This window comes from Citrobacter sp. CtB7.12, from assembly GCF_001297795.1.
In the GTDB taxonomy this organism is placed as follows: Bacteria; Pseudomonadota; Gammaproteobacteria; order Enterobacterales; family Enterobacteriaceae; genus Citrobacter_A; species Citrobacter_A amalonaticus.
In genome coordinates, this window is record NZ_LIFT01000002.1 from 364,088 (window position 1) to 384,171 (window position 20,084).

Sequence of the window (20,084 nt, forward strand, 5' to 3'; positions counted from 1 at the left end):
TTACACACTCACAATGCCAGTAAAGCAACAACTGAATTTCAATAAGTTAGTGACAAAATAAAAACACAGCTTAAAGCGAGCCTTAACGGGGTCTCAAAGGGGGAAGAAAGTGAGTATTCTAGGTTATCTGCAAAAGGTAGGCCGTGCGCTAATGGTGCCGGTCGCCACGCTGCCTGCGGCGGCAATATTGATGGGGGTCGGCTATTGGATCGACCCGGTAGGTTGGGGTGGAGACAACGCCCTTGCGGCGTTCTTCATTAAGTCCGGTTCCGCCATTATCGATAACATGTCCGTACTGTTTGCTATCGGTGTGGCTTACGGTATGTCTAAAGATAAAGACGGTGCTGCGGCGCTGACCGGTTTTGTGGGCTTCCTGGTGCTGACCACGCTCTGTTCTCCGGCGGCGGTTTCCATGATTCAGAAGATTCCTGCAGACCAGGTGCCTGCTGCTTTCGGTAAGATAAGCAACCAGTTCGTGGGTATCCTTGTGGGTATTATCTCTGCTGAACTGTACAACCGCTTTAGTAGCGTTGAGCTGCCGAAAGCGCTCTCCTTCTTCAGCGGGCGCCGTCTGGTACCGATCCTCACCTCTTTTGTGATGATCGTTGTGGCGTTCATCATGATGTACATCTGGCCGGTAATTTTCGACGGTCTGGTTAACTTCGGTGAACACATTCAAAAACTGGGCTCAACCGGTGCGGGTATCTACGCCTTCTTTAACCGTCTGTTGATTCCGGTGGGTCTGCATCACGCCCTGAACTCCGTATTCTGGTTCGACGTTGCGGGGATTAACGACATTCCTAACTTCCTCGGTGGTGCCCAGTCTATTGAATCGGGTAAAGCAGTTGTCGGGATTACCGGTCGTTATCAGGCGGGCTTCTTCCCAATCATGATGTTTGGTCTGCCGGGTGCGGCGCTGGCTATCTATCACTGCGCGCGTCCTGAGAACAAGGCGAAAGTGCTGGGTATTATGATGGCCGGTGCGTTTGCGGCATTCTTTACCGGTATCACTGAACCGCTGGAATTCTCCTTCATGTTCGTTGCGCCGGTTCTGTATGTGATTCACGCCGTCCTGACCGGGATCTCTGTATTCATCGCAGCGAGCATGCATTGGATTGCTGGCTTCGGCTTCAGCGCGGGTCTGGTGGATATGGTGCTTTCTTCCCGTAACCCGCTGGCGACCCAGTGGTGGATGCTGATCCCGCAGGGTCTGGTGTTCTTTGCCATCTACTACGTGGTGTTCCGTTTCGTTATCACCAAATTCAACCTGATGACGCCGGGTCGCGAACTGGCTGTGGCTGGCAGCGAAGCGGACGGTCAGGATCTCAATGTGAGCAGCGATAAAGAGCAGGACGTTTCTGCCCTGGCGCGTCAGTACATCGCCGCCATCGGTGGTTCTGATAACCTCACCGGTATTGACGCCTGCATCACCCGTCTGCGTCTGAGCGTAAAAGACTCGTCGCTGGTGAATGAAGGTCTGGCGAAACGCTTGGGTGCTTCTGGTGTGATTCGTCTGAACAAAACCAGCGTGCAGATTATCGTCGGCTTCGTGGCTGAGAAAATCGCCAACGCGATGAAAACCACCGGTCCGGTTGCGGCGGCTGAAGCCTCTGCTGCGCCTGTTGCCCAGGCAGCAGCTAAACCGCAGGCGGTTCCAAATGCGGTGACCATTGCCGAACTGGTTTCTCCGGTAACCGGTGATGTGGTTGCGCTGGAGCAGGTGCCTGACGAAGCGTTCGCCAGCAAAGCGGTGGGTGATGGTGTTGCGGTAAAACCAACGGATAAAACCGTAGTTTCTCCGGCTGCGGGCACGATTGTGAAAATCTTCAATACCAATCATGCGTTCTGTCTGGAAACCGAGAAAGGCGCGGAAATCGTTGTCCACATGGGGATCGATACCGTCGCGCTGAACGGCCAGGGCTTCACGCGTCTGGTAGAAGAGGGCGCGGAAGTGACCGCGGGTCAGCCGATTCTGGAAATGGATCTGGATTACCTGAACGCAAACGCGCGCTCTATGATTAGTCCGGTGGTGTGCAGCAACATCGACGATTTCAGCGGCCTGGTGATTAAAGCCGACGGTCACGTTGTTGCCGGTCAAACGCCACTGTATGAGATCAAAGGGTAGGTCGGATAAGGTATAAGACGCCATCCGGCAACATGAAGCGGCGGGGGAAACCTCCGCCGCTTTTTTTTGCAGCAAATTCCCTCCTATTTTTCTTCAACGCCACTTTTTCAGTAACTAAAGGTTGTCAGTCAGTCCGGCTTATAAGATCATATGCCGTTATACGTTGTTTACGCTTTGAGGAATCCACGATGAGTGAGGCTGAAGCCCGCCCGAGTAACTTTATTCGTCAGATCATCGATGAAGATCTGGCCAGTGGTAAGCACACCACAGTCCATACCCGTTTTCCGCCGGAGCCAAATGGCTATCTGCACATTGGCCACGCGAAATCCATCTGCCTGAACTTTGGTATCGCGCAAGACTACCAGGGCCAGTGCAACCTGCGTTTCGATGACACCAACCCGGTAAAAGAAGATATCGAGTACGTTGATTCGATCAAAAACGACGTTGAGTGGTTAGGTTTTCACTGGGCTGGCAACGTTCGCTACTCCTCAGATTACTTTGATCAACTGCACGCTTATGCGGTTGAACTGATCAACAAAGGTCTGGCGTATGTCGATGAGCTGACGCCGGAGCAGATCCGCGAATACCGTGGCACGCTGACTCAGCCTGGCAAAAACAGTCCGTTCCGCGATCGCAGCATCGAAGAGAACCTCGCGCTGTTTGAAAAAATGCGTACCGGCGGTTTTGAAGAAGGTAAAGCCTGCCTGCGTGCGAAGATCGACATGGCGTCGCCGTTTATCGTGATGCGCGATCCGGTTCTGTACCGCATTAAATTTGCCGAGCACCATCAGACCGGCAACAAGTGGTGCATCTACCCGATGTACGACTTCACCCACTGCATCAGCGATGCGCTGGAAGGTATTACCCACTCTCTGTGTACCCTGGAATTCCAGGACAACCGTCGTCTGTACGACTGGGTGCTCGACAACATCACGATTCCGGTTCATCCGCGCCAGTATGAATTCTCGCGCCTGAATCTGGAATACACGGTGATGTCCAAGCGTAAGCTGAACCTGCTAGTGGCTGACAAGCACGTTGAAGGCTGGGACGATCCGCGTATGCCGACGATCTCTGGTCTGCGTCGTCGTGGCTATACCGCAGCGGCGATCCGTGAATTCTGCAAACGCATTGGCGTGACCAAGCAGGACAATACGATCGAAATGGCGTCGCTGGAATCTTGTATCCGCGAAGACCTGAACGAAAACGCCCCGCGTGCGATGGCGGTTATTGATCCGGTGAAACTGGTTATTGAGAACTACCCGCAGGGTGAAAGCGAAATGGTCACCATGCCTAACCATCCGAACAAACCGGAAATGGGCACGCGTGAAGTTCCTTTCAGCGGTGAAATCTGGATCGATCGCGCTGATTTCCGCGAAGAAGCCAACAAGCAGTACAAGCGTCTGGTGATGGGTAAAGAAGTGCGTCTGCGCAACGCCTACGTGGTGAAAGCAGAACGCGTGGAAAAAGATGCGGAAGGCACTATTACCACCATCTTCTGTACCTATGATGCAGATACCCTGAGCAAAGATCCGGCAGATGGCCGTAAAGTGAAAGGTGTGATCCACTGGGTTAGTGCCGCACACGCGCTGCCAGTCGAAATTCGTCTCTACGATCGTCTGTTCAGCGTACCAAACCCAGGCGCGGCGGAAGATTTCCTCTCCGTGATGAACCCGGAATCGCTGGTGATCAAACAGGGGTTTGCTGAACCGTCGCTGAAAGCCGCAGTAGCAGGGAAAGCGTTCCAGTTTGAGCGCGAAGGTTACTTCTGCCTGGACAGCCGTTACGCCAGCGCAGAGAAGCTGGTGTTTAACCGCACCGTTGGCCTGCGTGACACCTGGGCGAAAGTCGGCGAATAAACTGCCGCAATGCTACCTTCAAGCGCCGCATTCTGCGGCGTTTTTTTATCTTCTGTTCAACGAAAAATCTCGCTTTGCGAAGCGAATTAATTCCCATTCACAAAATAATGCCATTAACAACCGTCTGTTATCGATAACGCTCGCAAAAAAACAGATAGTGTCATGAAATCTCGTTCATCTTTCTGGAAAACAAAGAGAATTTGCAGCTTTTACGGTATTTTTTGATGGATGAATAAAATGTAACAGGAAGCAATGAATTATGTGCGGTTGCTCATACTCTTACATTCTCGTTACAGAAAGGTATTGATAATTCGCGTCGCGAAAAATAGTCTATCACTGTAGTCAGTGAGGTTTTTTTCAGTGCTACTTTTACTTTTTTATTTTTTCGCTGTTTTGCCTTTGGCAACAGCAATTTATACGTCAAAGAGGATTAACATATGCGTACGTTTAGTGGCAAACGTAGTGCGCTGGCGTTGGCTATCGCCGGTATCACAGCACTGTCAGGTCTGGTCGTTGTTCCGCAGGCACAGGCCGAAGGCTTTATCGATGATTCAACCCTGACGGGCGGCATTTATTACTGGCAGCGTGAACGCGACCGTAAAGATGTCACCGACGGAGATAAGTACAAAACCAACCTTTCTCACGCGACCTGGAACGCCAACCTGGATTTCCAGTCCGGCTATGCAGCAGATATGTTCGGTCTCGATGTGGCGGCGTTTACGGCAATTGAAATGGCAGAAAACGGCGACAGCGGCCATCCAAACGAAATCGCGTTCTCGAAAAAGAACAAAGGCTACGATGAAGACTACTCCGGTGATAAGAGCGGAATCAGTTTGTACAAGGCCGCCGCGAAATTCAAATACGGCCCAGCCTGGGCGCGTGCCGGTTATATTCAGCCTACTGGTCAGACGCTGTTAGCACCGCACTGGAGCTTTATGCCAGGTACCTATCAGGGTGCTGAAGCGGGCGCAAACTTTGACTACGGCGATGCAGGCGCACTGAGTTTCTCCTACATGTGGGCCAACGAATATAAAGCGCCATGGCACACTGAGGTTGATAAATTCTACCAGGGCGATAAAAAGACCAAAGTCGATTATCTCCATTCTGTCGGCGCAAAGTATGATTTCAAAAATGACCTGGTGCTGGAAGCCGCCTTTGGTCAGTCCGAAGGCTATGTCGATCAGTACTTCGCCAAAGCCAGCTACAAGTTTGATTTAGGTGGCAATCCGTTCTCCACCAGCTACCAGTTCTACGGTGCGCGTGACAAAGTTGATGACCGCAGCGCCAGCGATATTTATGACGGAACCGCCTGGCTGCAGGCGTTGACCTTCGGCTATAAAGTGGCGGAAGTGGTTGACCTACGTCTGGAAGGGACCTGGGTTAAGGCCGAAGGGCAGCAAGGGTTCTTCCTGCAACGTATGACGCCGACCTATGCGTCATCCAACGGTCGTCTGGATATCTGGTGGGATAACCGTTCAGACTTCAACGCCAACGGCGAAAAAGCGGTCTTCTTTGGCGCGATGTATGACCTGAAGAACTGGAACCTGCCAGGCTGGGCCGTCGGGGCTTCTTATGTATATGCCTGGGACGCGAAACCGTCTACCTGGCAGAGCAACCCGGATGCGTACTACGACAAAAACCGTACCATTGAAGAATCGTCATACAGCCTGGATGCGGTCTACACCCTGCAGGACGGTCGTGCGAAAGGCACCATGTTTAAACTGCACTTCACCGAATATGACAACCACTCCAACATCCCGAGCTGGGGCGGCGGTTACGGCAACATCTTCCAGGATGAGCGCGACGTGAAGTTCATTGTGATTGCACCGTTCACCATCTTCTAATGCCAACAGCGGCAGGCCTTGTGCCTGCCGCCTCGTTGAGGACCATGCTATGAAAAAACTGATACTCATCGCCGTAATGGCCTCGGGACTGGTGGCCTGCGCACCGTCAACGGCGCCGAAAGAAGATAGTCGGTTGAAAGAGGCGTATAGCGCCTGTATCAACACGGCACAGGGATCGCCCGAGAAAATCGAAGCCTGCCAGAGCGTGCTGGATGTGCTGAAAAAAGAAAAACAACATCAACAGTTTGCAAATCAGGAAAGTGTTCGTGTGCTGGATTACCAGCAGTGTATTCAGGCGACACGTACCGGTAACGATCAGGCTGTCAAAGCCGATTGCGATAAGATCTGGCAGGAAATTCGCAGTAACAATACGGCGAAGTAAACGTCAGAGACAACATAAAGCGGGCGGAGATATCTCTCCGCCCGCTTGCGTTTCAGAGCTTATTCTCTGCTGTCTGATAGCCACGGCTGAGACGAACAAACAGCATTGCCGTTGCGGCGAGTCCGCACAGCGCCGCGCACATGAGCCACCACCCCGGAGAACTCTTATCGCCGGTCAACTGGACCAATGCGGTGGAGATAGCAGGCGTCAGGCCGCCGAAAATCGCTGTCGCAAGACTAAAGGCCAGCGAAAAACCCACGGTTCGGACATAAACCGGCATCACTTCGGTCAGGGCCGCCACCATCGCGCCGTTATACATGCCAAAAAAGAACGAGAACCAGAGCAGCACCAGCGTCATGCGGGTGAAGTCAGGGGCAGCGGTAAGCCAGTTCATCACCGGCCAGGTGGTGACGAGGGCGAGCAAGGTGATGCCCATCAGCACCGGGCGTCGCCCGATCCGATCAGAGATAGCGCCGCCAATCGGCAGCCAGATGAAGTTAGAAATCCCTACCAGCATGGTGACTACCAGGCTGTCACGTGCGCTCAGGTTCAACACCGTTCTCCCGTAAGTGGGGGTATAGACAGTAATAAAATAAAAGGTCGTGGTCGTCATCGCCACCAGCAGGGTACCCGCGGTGATGATGCGCCAGTTTTTAGCAATGGTGGTAAAAATTTCCCGGGTGTCCGGACGGTGTTTACGTTGTAAAAAGGCTTCAGTTTCCTGTAGCGAACGTCGAAGAACAAAAATCAGCGGAATAATCATGCAGCCAATGAAGAACGGGATTCGCCAACCCCATTCGGATATTTCATCGTGTCCCAGCGTGACATTCAGACCGTAGCCGATCAGCGCGGCGACGACAATCGCCACCTGCTGGCTGGCCGATTGCCAACTGGTGTAAAAGCCTTTATTGCCTGGCGTGGCGATCTCAGAAAGATAAACAGAGACGCCGCCCAGTTCGACGCCAGCAGAAAATCCCTGTAGCAGACGCCCCACCAGGACCAGCACGGGAGCCAGCAGGCCGATAGTCTGATAACCCGGCACGAGGGCGATGAGCAGCGTGCCGCAGCCCATAATCGCCAGGGTGACCATCAGCCCTTTCCGTCGTCCGATCCTGTCGATATATGCGCCCAACACCACGGCCCCGATAGGGCGCATTAAAAATCCGGAGCCAAAAACGGCAAAAGTAAGCATTAATGCGGCAAACTCACTTTCGGCAGGAAAAAACGTCTTTGCGATATAAGTGGCGTAAAAACCAAACAGGAAAAAATCGAACTGTTCGAGAAAATTACCGCTGGTCACACGCAGTATTGCGCCGAACGTGCCAGCGCGCGATGGTTGTTGAGTCATTGAAGTTGCTCCACTGTCTTATCATAATTATGTATAGAGGTAAGAGTTTGCGGGTTAGTCGCCTGCGACCCCCGCCTGTTTTCCACGTCGCTTCTCAATCGCCCATTTGAGTAAAGACGCGCAGCGGTAAAATCCGTGGGCAAATTTTCCGTATGGAATGGTCAAAAAAAGCGCCATGACCACGCCAAGATGGATGGCAAGCAGGATCCCCATCCATGAGGTGTCTCTTCCCGCCAGCAAACCTAAACCGGTCAGGCTGGTCAGGAGCAGCAGTAAAATAAAACCGCGATCCATCGGTTTCTGTCGCGCGTCGCCATGCAGTGGCGAGCGCTTAAGGTTTAACCACAGCAGGCCTGCCGGGCCGACAATTAAACCGATTCCTCCGAGCGTGCCAAGCATGACCGGCACGCTGAAGAACGGGTAGGGGGCTTCCCAGCCGGCGAAGTAGTGGTAACCCGTCGCCACCACGGTCGCGGCGAAACAGAGCATAAAGCCGTAGAAGGTGAAATGGTGGAAACGACGACGCATCAATGTGAAAGCATCGTCCGCCTCGTTGCAGCCTTTGCCATGTCCGCCGTCGAGGTATTTCAGCGTCAGCGCGTTGTGCGACGCTTCGGCAATTTCCGCCGGACGCGGCCCGACGGGAGAGATCTCGCGCCAGAAGCGGATCACCCCTGCCATTAGTAAACCGATCGCCAGCATGAAAACCGATCCAAACATCCATGCCAGCAGGTTGTGCGGGAAGATTTGGTAGAAATCACCGGCCAGCGGCGGATGGAGTAGCGATCCCTTCAGCCCCATCGCGAGGAGTAAAAAGAGGATCAGACTAAAGACCAGTGCCAGCGTCACGGTAACGCCAGCCTGGCGATACAGCGCTCCGAAGGCCGCCGGTTGCGCGTAGTGTTGATACGTTTCCAGACGCACTTCCGCCATTGCTTTCGGCACGTTGATCGCAAACTCATGGGGCGGCGCATACTGGCAGGCGTGCAGGCAGGCGCCGCAGTTATGGCACAGGTTTGCCAGATAGTTAATGTCGGCTTTGCTAAATTCCAGTCGCTGAGTCATCGCCGGGAACACGGCGCAAAACCCTTCGCAATAGCGACAGGCATTACACACCTGCATCACCCGCTCGACTTCAGCTTCTGGCTCGGTGAGAATTTTGGCCTCGATGATCAGTTTTTCAAGCTGCTTCATGATGCGCCTCCTTACGTGCTGCCTGCGCGGCTTCTTTACCTGCGATGCGACCAAACGTGGTGCCGATGGACATGCCGACACCGGCGGTATAGCCCTTGCCCAGTACGTTGCCAGCCATCATCTCACCGGCAACGAACAGGTTACGGCTGGGGGTGCCTGCGAAGTGAACCGCAGCGTGTTCATTCACTTTCAGTCCCAGGTAGGTAAAGGTGATCCCCGGTCGCAGGGCGTAACCGTAGTAGGGGGGCGTATCAATAGGCCGCGCCCAGTGCGTTTTCGGTGGCGTCAGGCCCTGCGTCGCGCAGTTGTCCAGCTTCGTGTGATCAAACTGACCCGGCTGACAGGCCTGATTGTAGTGCTCCACGGTATGGGTAAAGCGTTCGGGATCCAGCCCCAACTGGCGGGCCAGTTCACTCAGCGTATTGGCCTGTGCGCCGGGGAAAACCGGCGGCATAAAGTGACCGATCGCTTTGCTGTCGATAATGGAGTAGCCAATCTGCCCCGGCTGGTGGGCAACCAGACGCCCCCAGATGGCATAGCGTTTCGGCCAGAAATCTTCGCCTTCATCGTAAAAGCGCTCCGCGTCCCGGTTGACTACCACACCCAGTGAGACGCAATCCACGCGGGTACAAATGCCGCCGTCGTACAACGGAGCCCGGGCATCAATCGCCACACAGTGGGACTGAGACGGATCGCCGATAATGTCAGCACCGGCATCGATCATAAATTTGAGCAAGACGCCCTGATTAAAGCGGGTGCCGCGAATGAGGAAGTTATCGGCTGGCCATTCGCCACGAGCGTTCTCTCCCCAGGCGTCGCGCAGCCATTCGCGGTTGGATTCAAATCCACCGGCGGCGAGTACGCAGGCTTTCGCCTCAATGCGCTCGTGACCTGCCAGGGCTGCGATGAATTCGCCGTTGCGCAATTCAAGTGCCTGTACCGGCGTGTTGTAGCGAATCTGTACCCCCAGCTTTTCTGCGCTGCGGTAATAGGCGTTCACGAGGGCTTTACCGCCGCCCATGAAGAAGGCATTGGTACGCGCCACGTGCAGCGCGCCAGAGAGCGGAGGCTGAAAATTAACGCCGTGCTGACGCATCCAGTCGCGACACTGGGAAGAGGTCCGGATCACCAGTCGCGCCAACGCTTCATTGGTATTGCCTTCGGTGACACGCCAGAGATCCTGCCAGAACTCCTCTTCGGGATAACTCTCGACCAGCACATCCTGTGGCGCATCGTGCATACAGCGTAAATTGCGCGTGTGTTGGGAATTCCCGCCGCGCCATTCCCGGGGCGCAGCCTCTAACAGCAGCACGGAAGCTCCTGCCTCACGGGCGGTTAAGGCGGCACATAACGCGGCATTACCACCGCCAATCACCAGTACATCAACCATCGTCTACTCCATTACCATTTAACTATTTGTTAAATTTGTAATTGAAATGTATACGTGCTGATTGTATGGGCGCTATGACGAATAGCTAAAGAGGGGTTTAGGGAGCGTAAAGGGTTGCGCCCGGCCAATGACCGGTTTCAACGAGTTCACGCATGACTTTTGTGAGTATCACGCGGGCTGCAAGACCGGCAGGGGTGAGTTCATCGTCCGACAGACTGACCAGAAAATTGGGGCGGCTGAGGACAGGATTATGGACGCCGATCACTCTTAGCGCTTCCCTCTCAAGATGCGAAATGGCTGCACCGGGTTGCAGCGTGGCGCCGAGTCCGCTGCCAACGGCGCGCATCAGTAACGTCAGGCCGTCAATTTCCGTGGCAATATCGACCTTCAGTCCGTGTTCCTGACAGATGGCTTCCAGTCTGCCACGCAGGCCGTGTCCCTGGCTTGGCATGATCAGGGGAATATTCGCCAGTTGAGCAGGCGTTATGGTGTCATCCGGAATATCCGCCAGCAGCTCGTGTGTGCCAATCAGAAACAGGCGCTCCTCAAGAACCGGTCTGGCGCTCCAGCGCAGGATTTTCTCTTTTTGAAACACGACCGCCAGATCAATCTGGCGCGTGTTGATCATCCGTTCCAGATTACCCGACAGGCTTTCCACCACATGCAGGCGAACGTCGGCGTAATATTCCCGCATGGCATGAATAAACGGTATTCCCAGGATGGAGGCGGTGCTGGGGGCCATGCCGACGCTGACGTGTCCCGAAAGACGCGCCTCGCGAGCGGCCAGGATCGCATCATCGGCGTGGCGTAGCGCCAGTTGTGCCTGCGAGTAAAAGGCCAGACCGGCGTTAGTGGGCGTGACGCCGCGCGAGGTTCGCTGCAACAGGCGGATCGCGAGTTCGTTTTCCAGCCGCGTCATCTGCTGGCTCAGGGCGGACACGCCGATGTCGAGATCGAGCGCCGCGCTGCCCATACTGCCGGTTTCTACAATACGGACAAAGTAACGTAGCTGGCGAAGTTCCATTTCGATTCTCCGGACGAAGCAGGGTGATATATTTTACATTAAAGCAACATGCAGGCAGAAGAAAGCGCTGAGTAGGGAATGGCAGGCATAAAAAAAGCCAACCGGCAGGTTGGCTTTTCAGAATAATGCAGATTATTTCGCGTCATGCGCGTGTTCGTTTTCGCGGCAATCGCCTTCAGCGCAGTGACCATAGAGGTAGAGGCTATGGTTCGTCAGACGAATGCCATGCTTCGACGCGATCTCACGCTGGCGCGCTTCAATAGACTCATCGCTAAATTCGATCACTTTGCCGCAATCAAGGCAAATCAGGTGATCGTGATGATGCTGCTGGGTCAGCTCGAAAACGGATTTGCCGCCTTCAAAATTGTGGCGGGTTACGATACCGGCGTCATCAAACTGGTTCAGCACGCGATACACGGTCGCCAGACCAATTTCTTCACCCATGTCGATCAGTCGTTTGTATAAATCTTCCGCACTGACGTGATGGTTATCCGGTCCCTGAAGAACTTCCAGAATCTTTAAACGTGGAAGCGTTACTTTCAGGCCAGCCTTCTTTAATGCGGTATTGTTGTCAGTCATGCGGAATCTGTCCTGTTGCTAAACGATTCACTTCATACAAGAAGTGACAGAAATTGCACTCGGGATAATGCGTTTCATTATAGGACTGCCGTGTCTAAATGAAAACTGCAAGCCTCTGGCAAATGTTAATAAATAGTCGGTATTGCCTGGAAATGAGAGCGCCACCTAAAAACTCCCGCACATTGTACAGGGATGGGCAAGAAAGTTACAAATTTGTAGCAATTATTTTGATTGGTTCTGTCTATTGATGCGGCGCAAACCTTGTCTGCGCCGCCGTACATCAGGCGTTGATGATCTCATCAAGGTGCAATTCTTCAGAGATCTGCTTCACCCATTTTTCCACGCGCTCGGCGGTCAGTTCCGGCTGACGGTCTTCGTCAATCGCCAGACCGACAAAATGGTTATCATCCGCCAGACCTTTGGAGGCTTCAAAATGATAGCCAGCGGTCGGCCAGTGACCCACGATGGTTGCACCGCGCGGCTCAATGATATCGCGGATTGTGCCTAACGCGTCGCAGAAGTATTCTGCATAATCTTCCTGATCGCCACAGCCGAACAGTGCGACCAGTTTGCCGTTAAAATCGATGTCTTCGAGGGTAGGGAAGAAGTCGTCCCAGTCGCACTGCGCTTCACCGTAGTACCAGGTTGGGATGCCAAGCAGCAGAATGTCATAACCTTCGAGATCTTCCTTGCTGCTTTTTGCAATGTCATGCACATCGGCAACGTCTTTACCAAGCTGTTTTTGAATCATTTTTGCGATATTTTCGGTATTCCCGGTGTCGCTGCCGAAAAAGATGCCAGTGATTGCCATGAGTAAAGTAACCTCTTGAAACTTATTGAAATGGTGGTGGCGAATTGCCCACAGATAAGGGCAATCATAGCAGAACAGTCAGGTATGCGGAAATAGCAAACGCATACGAGTGCACTCCATGCTACACGAAAGTGGGAGAGAGGATAATTTCAGGCGAGATCCTGGCCGCGTAGCGTTGCCAGTTGGGCCATCAATATCTCTTCGATCAGTTCACTGCGGCTCATCTCTCGGGATTCCGCCAGCTCATTCAACGCGTCAACAGCTTCTGCGTTGAGTTTGAGTTCGACACGCTTAAGACCGCGAACTTTGTCGCGTTTGAGTTGATTACGCTTATTAATGCGCAGCTGTTCATCGCGTGAAAGCGGATTGGTTTTCGGTCGTCCCGGGCGACGCTCGTGCGCGAACAGATCTAGTGTCGTACGGTCCGTTTGTTCTTTGGCCATGATATTGGTGACTTCGGGGAAACAATCAGCCAGGCCTCTGCCCGGATGGATAGCGCGCCATCATACATCAGCGAATGAGGCGCGCCAACGTTCACACGCGTAATCGCGCACGGACGCTGAGTTTTTAATCAGTTAGCTGTTTCATTAAGATAACGACGGATGGCGCGCAACACCGCCTCCGGTTTTTCGGCATGCACCCAGTGACCGGCCCCGGCAATCACATGCGCACGTGCTTGCGGAAACTGTGCCAGTAAATCGTCGCGATACGCCTCGGTGACGTATGGGGAGTTGCCGCCGGGGATAAACAGCGCCGGATGATTCCAGGCGGGAATTGTCTCCCAGCCGACGATATGCGGATATTGTTCCCACAGTACCGGCACATTGAAGCGCCACTCGCCGTCAACATACGATTTCAGCAAAAATTGAATCACGCCTTCTTCATTAAGATGTTCGCGCATGACCGCTGCCGCCTGCTGGCGAGTTTTTGCCGCTGATGCCGTCACCGCGTTGATAGCCGCGAAAATTTCGTCGTGGCGGCGGACATGATAGTCCACCGGGGCGATATCGATAGCCACTAAGCGATCGATGCGTTCCGGAGCCAGCGCACTGAGCGCCATCACCGCTTTACCCCCCATCGAGTGGCCAATGAAGGTGGCTTTTTCGATGTGTTGCGCATCCAGCGTATCCAGCAGATCCTGCGCCATCGCCGGGTAGTTCATCACCGGGTCGCGAGGAGAGAGACCGTGGTTACGCATATCGACCTGGATGATGTCATGGTCGTTCACCAGATCACGAGCAAGCACGCCCAGATTGTCCAGACTGCCAAATAAACCGTGAACCAGTACGATGGGAGAATTATTGTGCAGGTTTTGTGCGGATTGCGCTCGGATATTCAATTTCATGGCAAAGTTCTTTTTTTCGCTCTGTCGGGTTAGGGTATTATGTTGACCATTCTGCCACTGGGCTGCAACCACTTCGGTTTTCTCCGAGTTTTTTGTTCAGCCGGGTTTGACGCTATTCGCTGTTGGGATTTGCTCCTATACTCCCAACGATTTGTATTTCAGATCAGATAAGACACCGCACTGGATTAAGATGAAAACGATTGAAGTTGATGATGAACTCTACAGCTATATTGCCAGCCACACGAAGCATATCGGCGAGAGCGCATCCGAGATTTTACGGCGTATGTTGAAGTTTTCCGCCGCATCACAGCCCGTCACGCCAGTGACAAAAGAGGTTCGCGCTGCGCAACCGGTTGTTGCTGAGGCGAAACCCGTCAATCTTGTCAAAGATAAAGTGCGCGCTATGCGTGAACTGCTTCTGTCCGATGAATATGCGGAACAGAAGAAGGCCGTTAACCGCTTTATGCTGGTGCTGACTACACTCTATACACTGGATCAGCACGCGTTTGCTGAGGCAACCGAATCGTTGCATGGCCGTACGCGTGTCTACTTCGCGGCTGATGAACAGACGCTACTGAAAAACGGTAACCAAACCAAACCAAAACACGTGCCCGGCACGCCGTATTGGGTGATCACCAACACCAACACCGGCCGTAAATGCAGCATGATTGAGCACATCATGCAGTCAATGCAATTCCCGGCGGAATTGATTGAAAAGGTTTGCGGAACAATTTAATCCATGCAGAAAAGGACCAGGCAATGGCAATCCACGACCGCGCAGGTAAACCTGCGCAACAGAGTGATTTGATTAACGTCGCGCAACTGACGTCACAATACTATGTACTGAAGCCCGCAAAAGGAAATGCGGAACACGCGGTGAAGTTCGGCACCTCCGGACACCGTGGCAGTGCAGGCCGTCATAGCTTCAACGAACCCCACATTCTGGCGATTGCGCAGGCTATCGCGGAAGAACGTGCGAAAAATGGTATTACGGGTCCATGCTACGTGGGGAAAGATACCCATGCACTGTCTGAACCGGCGTTTATCTCCGTGCTGGAAGTGCTCGCCGCGAACGGTGTTGATGTGATTGTTCAGGAGAACAACGGTTTTACCCCAACACCCGCTGTGTCAAATGCCATTCTGGTTCACAACAAAAAAGGCGGTCCGCTGGCTGACGGTATTGTGATTACCCCGTCCCACAATCCGCCAGAAGATGGTGGCATTAAATACAACCCGCCTAATGGTGGCCCGGCAGATACCAACGTCACGAAAGTGGTGGAAGATCGGGCGAATGCGCTGCTGGCTGACGATCTGAAAGGCGTGAAGCGCATTTCTCTGGATGCAGCGCTGGCGTCCGGTCATATCAAAGAGCAGGACCTGGTACAGCCGTTCGTTGAGGGGCTGGCTGATATCGTCGATATGGCGGCGATTCAGAAAGCCGGTCTGACGCTGGGTGTGGATCCGCTGGGCGGCTCCGGTATTGAATACTGGAAGCGTATCGCAGAGCATTACAAACTGAATCTGACCATCGTAAACGATCAGGTTGATCAGACTTTCCGCTTTATGCATCTCGATAAAGATGGCGCAATCCGTATGGACTGTTCGTCTGAATGTGCCATGGCCGGTTTGCTGGCGCTGCGCGATAAGTTCGACCTGGCGTTCGCCAACGATCCGGATTATGACCGTCACGGTATCGTCACTCCGGCGGGGTTGATGAATCCAAACCACTACCTGGCGGTGGCTATCAACTACCTGTTCCAGCATCGTCCGCAGTGGGGCAAAGACGTGGCTGTCGGTAAGACGCTGGTTTCGTCGGCAATGATTGACCGCGTGGTTAACGATCTGGGGCGTAAACTGGTTGAAGTTCCGGTGGGCTTTAAATGGTTTGTTGATGGTCTGTTTGACGGCAGCTTCGGCTTTGGCGGCGAAGAGAGCGCGGGGGCATCCTTCCTGCGTTTCGACGGTACGCCGTGGTCTACTGATAAAGACGGGATCATCATGTGTCTGCTGGCAGCAGAAATTACTGCCGTCACCGGGAAGAACCCGCAGGAGCACTACAACGAGCTTGCCGCCCGTTTTGGTGCGCCGAGCTACAACCGTCTGCAAGCTGGCGCAACATCGGCACAGAAAGCGGCGCTGTCGAAACTGTCTCCGGAGATGGTCAGCGCCAGTACGCTGGCTGGAGACCCGATCACAGCACGTCTGACGGCGGCACCCGGTAACGGTGCGTCGATTGGCGGTCTGAAAGTCATGACTGACAATGGTTGGTTCGCGGCACGCCCGTCGGGTACGGAAGATGCGTACAAGATCTATTGCGAGAGCTTCCTTGGCGAAGAACATCGCAAGCAGATCGAGAAAGAAGCGGTCGAAATCGTCAGCGAAGTGCTGAAAAACGCCTGAGTTGTACCACTGAATTAAAAAAGGAGCCGAAAGGCTCCTTTTTTGTTTGGCTAGCCTTAACCGTGTTTATTCTTCAGTTCAAAGCGTGGTGATACCAGGCCGTACAGCGTCCAGCCGAGGAAGGTCACGATGGAACCATACAACATCGCTTCTTCACCTGACGAGTAGAGCGCATAGAAGCTGTACATCGCACCGATGAAGGCGACAAAGTTTGCCATCTTCGCCTTTGACGGCGGAACGTTCGCCACTCTCTGGATGATCACCAGTGCGGCCATCGACAGAATATACGGAATGATATTCGTCACCACGGCCAGGTTGACCAGCACGTTAAACTGGCTGTTCAGCGATGGGCTGATGGTCATCAGCGATAAGCCACTCTGGATGATAACAATCGTCAGCATCCCCTGAACCGGCGCATCGACTTTGGTCACGCGAGAAAAGATTTTCGGGAAATAGCCTTCATCGGCAGAGGATTTAAAGACCTGCGCAATGGTGAATTGCCAGCCCAGCAATGAACCACAGCAGGACATGATCATCAGCGCCATGATCACTTTACCCACTTCCGGTGTGAACATCTGCGCGAACGCCAGACCAAACGGTGCGGTGGAGTTAGCCAGATCCATGTTAGGCACAATCCCGGCAATCACGTTGGTAGAGACGATGTAGATCACCGCCGCGCCCAGCGTCCCGCCCAGTACGGCAATCGGTACGTTCTTCTCCGGGTTTTCCACCACTTCCGCGTTCGCACAGGCGGATTCCAGACCAAGGAACGCCCACAGCGTCATGGCGATAGAGGAACCGACGGCGGTAAAGAACGGTACATGATGCGGGTTCCACGAGTTGGCATACAGCGTCGGGCTAAACCAGAACCAGCCGATAATGCACAGACCGACCACCGGAATGATCACCCCCCAGACGGTAATGCTACTGATCTGTCCGGTAATGCGCGCACCGCCAAAGTTCGCGACCGTACAGATCCACAGTACGCCGATGGTGGCGAGACCGATTTGCACCGGGGAGAGGGTGGCGCCGAAAAGTTCGGTACCGTAACCCACGGCGGAGATGGCAATGGCGACGTTGGCAATCAACAGCGATACCCCATAGGTGTAGTTCGCCATAAAGTTACCGGATTTACCAAACGCATATTCTGCGTAGCCCCCCATCCCGCCGGCTTTACGGCTGAACATTCCGCACTTGGCGAACGCCCAGGCCAGCGCCATGGACCCGACGGCTGTCACCAGCCAGGAGATAATCGAAATGGTGCCGACTTCAGCCAGTTTGGTCGGCAGCATGATGATCCCGGAGCCCATCATATTGACCATGGTCAGGATGGTGAGCTGCATCACGCCCATTTTATTGGATTTGGCTTTACTCATAATGCTTCTCCTTTCAACAGGTCGCTTTGTGCTTCACGCGGTTTAATCACGTAGCACCACACCTGTTTGCGACCATCGCACTCGTTGATGTACACACCCTGAAGTTCCGGCGCGAAACCGGGCAGCAGGTTGATCCCTTCTTCCAGTGCGCTGAAGTAACGCAGTACCGCACCGCCCCAGACTTCCCCAGGAACCACGCACAGCACACCCGGCGGGTAAGGGAGCGCGCCTTCAGCGGCAATACGGCCTTCGGCCTCAGGCAGCGGCACCAGATCCACTTCACCGCGCAGATAGGCGTAGTTGGCATCTTGTGGGTTCATGCTGACGCGCGGGAAATGGGACTTGCGGAACATCTCTTTTTGCAGTTGTTTTACGTTGTGACGCGCATACAGGTCGTGCATCTCCTGACACAACTGGCGCAGGGTGTAACCGGCATAACGCGCTTCGTGCTGTTTGTAGATAGACGGCAGAACGTCCGCCAGCGGTGCGTCAGATTCCAGCAGGCGCTCGAAGCGCACCAGCAGGGCGACGAGTTGTTGCAGTTTCGCCATGTCTTCCGCCGGGGTCAGCAGGAACAGGATCGAGTTGAGGTCGCATTTTTCCGGGACCACGCCGTTTTCACGCAGGAAGTTGGCAAGAATAGTCGCCGGGACGCCGAAGGTGTCGTACTCGCCATTGCGTGCGTTGATACCCGGAGTGGTCAACAACAGTTTGCAAGGGTCAACAAAGTATTGATGCTCGGCGTAACCTTCAAACGCATGCCAGTGTTCGCCAGGGACGAAGTGGAAAAAGCGCAGATCGTTGGCGATTTCCGCAGTCGGATAAGACTGCCACGGTTTGCCATCAACCATTTCCGGAACAAAGGGACGGATATGATGGCAGTTATCAAGGATCAGCTTACGGGCGTCGATACCGTTGGCGACACAGTCCATCCACATGTTGCGGCCACTGACGCCTTCGTGCATTTTGGCGTTAATATCCAGTGCGGCAAACAGCGGATAGAACGGGCTGGTGGAGGCGTGCATCATGAACGCGTTATTCATGCGTTTATGCGGCACATAGCGCGGCTGACCTTTGATATGGCTGTCTTTTTTGTGAATTTGCGAAGTCTGGGAGAAGCCCGCTTGCTGTTTGTGAACGGACTGCGTTACCAGAATACCCGGATCGTTTTCGTTCAGTTCCAGCAGCAGCGGAGAACAATCCGCCATCATCGGGATAAACTGCTCATAGCCCACCCAGGCGGAGTCGAACAGAATGTAATCGCAAAGGTGACCAATTTTATCCACCACCTGACGGGCGTTATAAATCGTGCCGTCGTAGGTGCCCAACTGGATAACGGCAAGACGGAATGGACGTGCGTCACGAGCCCGTTGCGGTGCCACTTCGCTGACCAGTTCGCGCAGGTAGCTCTCTTCAAAGCAGTGGGCATCGATCCCGCCGATAAAGCCGTACGGGTTACGTGCGGTTTCCAGATAGACCGGCGTTGCGCCCGCCTGCAATAACGCGCCGTGGTGGTTTGACTTGTGGTTGTTACGGTCGAAGAGCACCAGATCGCCCGGAGTCAGCAGTGCGTTCAGCACCACTTTGTTAGACGAAGAGGTTCCGTTTAACACAAAGTAGGTTTTATCGGCATTAAAAACCTTCGCGGCATGTTGCTGGGCGATGCACGGTGCGCCTTCATGGATCAGCAAATCGCCCATTGCTACGTCAGCATTGCACAGGTCGGAGCGGAAAAGCGTTTCGCCGAAATATTCCACGAACTGGTTACCTGCCGGGTGACGGCGGAAAAACTCGCCGCCCTGATGTCCGGGGCAGTCGAAGGCGCTGTTTCCCTGGTTTACATAATCAACCAGCGCGCGGAAGAACGGTGGTCGTAATTGTGTTTCGTAATGACTGGCTGCCGTTTCTAACTGACGACCGTAGAAAGCGGTACGGGCTTCATTGCATTCGAATACGCCCGAAATGCGCGGCAGATGTTCTGCCGGAACGCGCTCTTCCTCTTCGGTTGCGATAAATACCGGAATACCGTATCCGGTCGCGTCAATTTCATCGAGCTTCCCACGTTCAATATCATTGACAGACAACACGACGGCAGCGACATCAATAAAATTACTTTCATCAACATTCACAATCGTGCGTTGTGTAGAAAAACAGTCAGGGCAAGAACGACTCACGGCAATTTTTAATTCAGACATTTTCATCTCTTTATTTTCAGATAATAGCAGGTCCTCAATTTCCCGAATGAGAAACTGATAACGCCGGAATAAAAGCAAAGTGTGTCCCCTGATAAATAAATCAGTAAATTGCTTTTTTTCAGGATGCAAAAAACCTTACCTGTCCGGTCACAGGCAAATCAAGGCTTAAGCAGAGTGAGCACTGAGGAATACAGGCGTGAGCCTGCGATACAGCG

16 protein-coding genes are annotated in these 20,084 nt (G+C 53.7%); 6 read left to right on the forward strand and 10 right to left on the reverse strand.

Translation table 11 applies throughout. From position 1 onward, the window contains the following. The first annotated feature begins 109 nt into the window (after nucleotides 1-109). The 4 genes from nagE (at nucleotide 110) to chiQ (ending at nucleotide 6,207) form a co-directional block, all read left to right on the forward strand. Nucleotides 110-2,125 (forward strand): N-acetylglucosamine-specific PTS transporter subunit IIBC, encoded by a 2,016-nt coding sequence (gene nagE, locus AOY24_RS03280; RefSeq protein ID WP_043001401.1) that lies wholly within the window; start codon nucleotides 110-112, stop codon nucleotides 2,123-2,125. Nucleotides 2,126-2,313: 188 nt separating this feature from the next. Continuing rightward, a complete protein-coding gene (glnS, locus tag AOY24_RS03285) occupies nucleotides 2,314-3,981 on the forward strand; it encodes a glutamine--tRNA ligase (RefSeq protein WP_043001400.1) in 1,668 nt (555 codons plus the stop codon). A gap of 437 nt (nucleotides 3,982-4,418) precedes the next feature. After that, the gene (gene chiP / locus AOY24_RS03290; RefSeq protein WP_043001399.1) at nucleotides 4,419-5,825 is read left to right on the forward strand and encodes a chitoporin; all 1,407 of its coding nucleotides are present in this window, start codon (nucleotides 4,419-4,421) and stop codon (nucleotides 5,823-5,825) included. A gap of 49 nt (nucleotides 5,826-5,874) precedes the next feature. Continuing rightward, nucleotides 5,875-6,207, forward strand: a complete 333-nt coding sequence (gene chiQ / locus AOY24_RS03295) for a ChiQ/YbfN family lipoprotein (RefSeq protein ID WP_044256579.1) — start codon at nucleotides 5,875-5,877, stop codon at nucleotides 6,205-6,207. 52 nt (nucleotides 6,208-6,259) lie between these two features. Here chiQ and tcuC read toward each other — a convergent pair whose 3' ends face one another. The 8 genes from tcuC to ybfF form a co-directional block, all read right to left on the reverse strand. Beyond that, nucleotides 6,260-7,555, reverse strand: coding sequence for a tricarballylate/proton symporter TcuC (gene tcuC, locus AOY24_RS03300; RefSeq protein ID WP_032190702.1), 1,296 nt, complete (start codon nucleotides 7,553-7,555; stop codon nucleotides 6,260-6,262). A 54-nt stretch (nucleotides 7,556-7,609) separates the two neighbouring features. After that, nucleotides 7,610-8,749, reverse strand: a complete 1,140-nt coding sequence (tcuB, locus tag AOY24_RS03305) for a tricarballylate utilization 4Fe-4S protein TcuB (protein WP_044266362.1) — start codon at nucleotides 8,747-8,749, stop codon at nucleotides 7,610-7,612. Beyond that, on the reverse strand, nucleotides 8,736-10,139 hold the full coding sequence (gene tcuA, locus AOY24_RS03310) for an FAD-dependent tricarballylate dehydrogenase TcuA (protein WP_043001396.1): 1,404 nt from the start codon (nucleotides 10,137-10,139) through the stop codon (nucleotides 8,736-8,738). The genes tcuB and tcuA overlap by 14 nt, the downstream gene beginning before the upstream one ends. Nucleotides 10,140-10,236: 97 nt before the next feature. Continuing rightward, the gene (gene tcuR, locus AOY24_RS03315) at nucleotides 10,237-11,163 is read right to left on the reverse strand and encodes a tricarballylate utilization LysR family transcriptional regulator TcuR (RefSeq protein WP_054176140.1); all 927 of its coding nucleotides are present in this window, start codon (nucleotides 11,161-11,163) and stop codon (nucleotides 10,237-10,239) included. Between the two features lie 132 nt (nucleotides 11,164-11,295). Beyond that, nucleotides 11,296-11,742, reverse strand: a complete 447-nt coding sequence (gene fur, locus AOY24_RS03320; protein WP_043001394.1) for a ferric iron uptake transcriptional regulator — start codon at nucleotides 11,740-11,742, stop codon at nucleotides 11,296-11,298. 280 nt (nucleotides 11,743-12,022) lie between these two features. Further along, the gene (gene fldA / locus AOY24_RS03325; RefSeq protein WP_054176141.1) at nucleotides 12,023-12,553 is read right to left on the reverse strand and encodes a flavodoxin FldA; all 531 of its coding nucleotides are present in this window, start codon (nucleotides 12,551-12,553) and stop codon (nucleotides 12,023-12,025) included. A 149-nt stretch (nucleotides 12,554-12,702) separates the two neighbouring features. Next, complete coding sequence (ybfE, locus tag AOY24_RS03330; protein WP_043001392.1) at nucleotides 12,703-12,996, reverse strand: LexA regulated protein; 294 nt, start codon at nucleotides 12,994-12,996, stop codon at nucleotides 12,703-12,705. Nucleotides 12,997-13,124: 128 nt separating this feature from the next. Beyond that, complete coding sequence (gene ybfF, locus AOY24_RS03335; protein WP_043001990.1) at nucleotides 13,125-13,898, reverse strand: esterase; 774 nt, start codon at nucleotides 13,896-13,898, stop codon at nucleotides 13,125-13,127. A gap of 190 nt (nucleotides 13,899-14,088) precedes the next feature. Here ybfF and seqA point away from each other — a divergent pair, with 190 nt between their 5' ends. Beyond that, nucleotides 14,089-14,634 carry a replication initiation negative regulator SeqA gene (gene seqA / locus AOY24_RS03340; RefSeq protein WP_043001391.1) on the forward strand — a complete coding sequence of 182 codons (546 nt, stop codon included), beginning with the start codon at nucleotides 14,089-14,091 and terminating at the stop codon, nucleotides 14,632-14,634. Between the two features lie 23 nt (nucleotides 14,635-14,657). Further along, the gene (gene pgm / locus AOY24_RS03345; RefSeq protein ID WP_054176142.1) at nucleotides 14,658-16,298 is read left to right on the forward strand and encodes a phosphoglucomutase (alpha-D-glucose-1,6-bisphosphate-dependent); all 1,641 of its coding nucleotides are present in this window, start codon (nucleotides 14,658-14,660) and stop codon (nucleotides 16,296-16,298) included. A gap of 56 nt (nucleotides 16,299-16,354) precedes the next feature. On the opposite strand, the gene potE is transcribed toward pgm, so the two are convergent. Together potE and speF are read right to left on the reverse strand one after the other, a co-directional pair. Continuing rightward, nucleotides 16,355-17,674 (reverse strand): putrescine-ornithine antiporter, encoded by a 1,320-nt coding sequence (gene potE / locus AOY24_RS03350; RefSeq protein WP_044256569.1) that lies wholly within the window; start codon nucleotides 17,672-17,674, stop codon nucleotides 16,355-16,357. Next, a complete protein-coding gene (gene speF, locus AOY24_RS03355; RefSeq protein ID WP_054176181.1) occupies nucleotides 17,671-19,869 on the reverse strand; it encodes an ornithine decarboxylase SpeF in 2,199 nt (732 codons plus the stop codon). The genes potE and speF overlap by 4 nt, the downstream gene beginning before the upstream one ends. Between the last annotated feature and the right edge of the window lie 215 nt (nucleotides 19,870-20,084).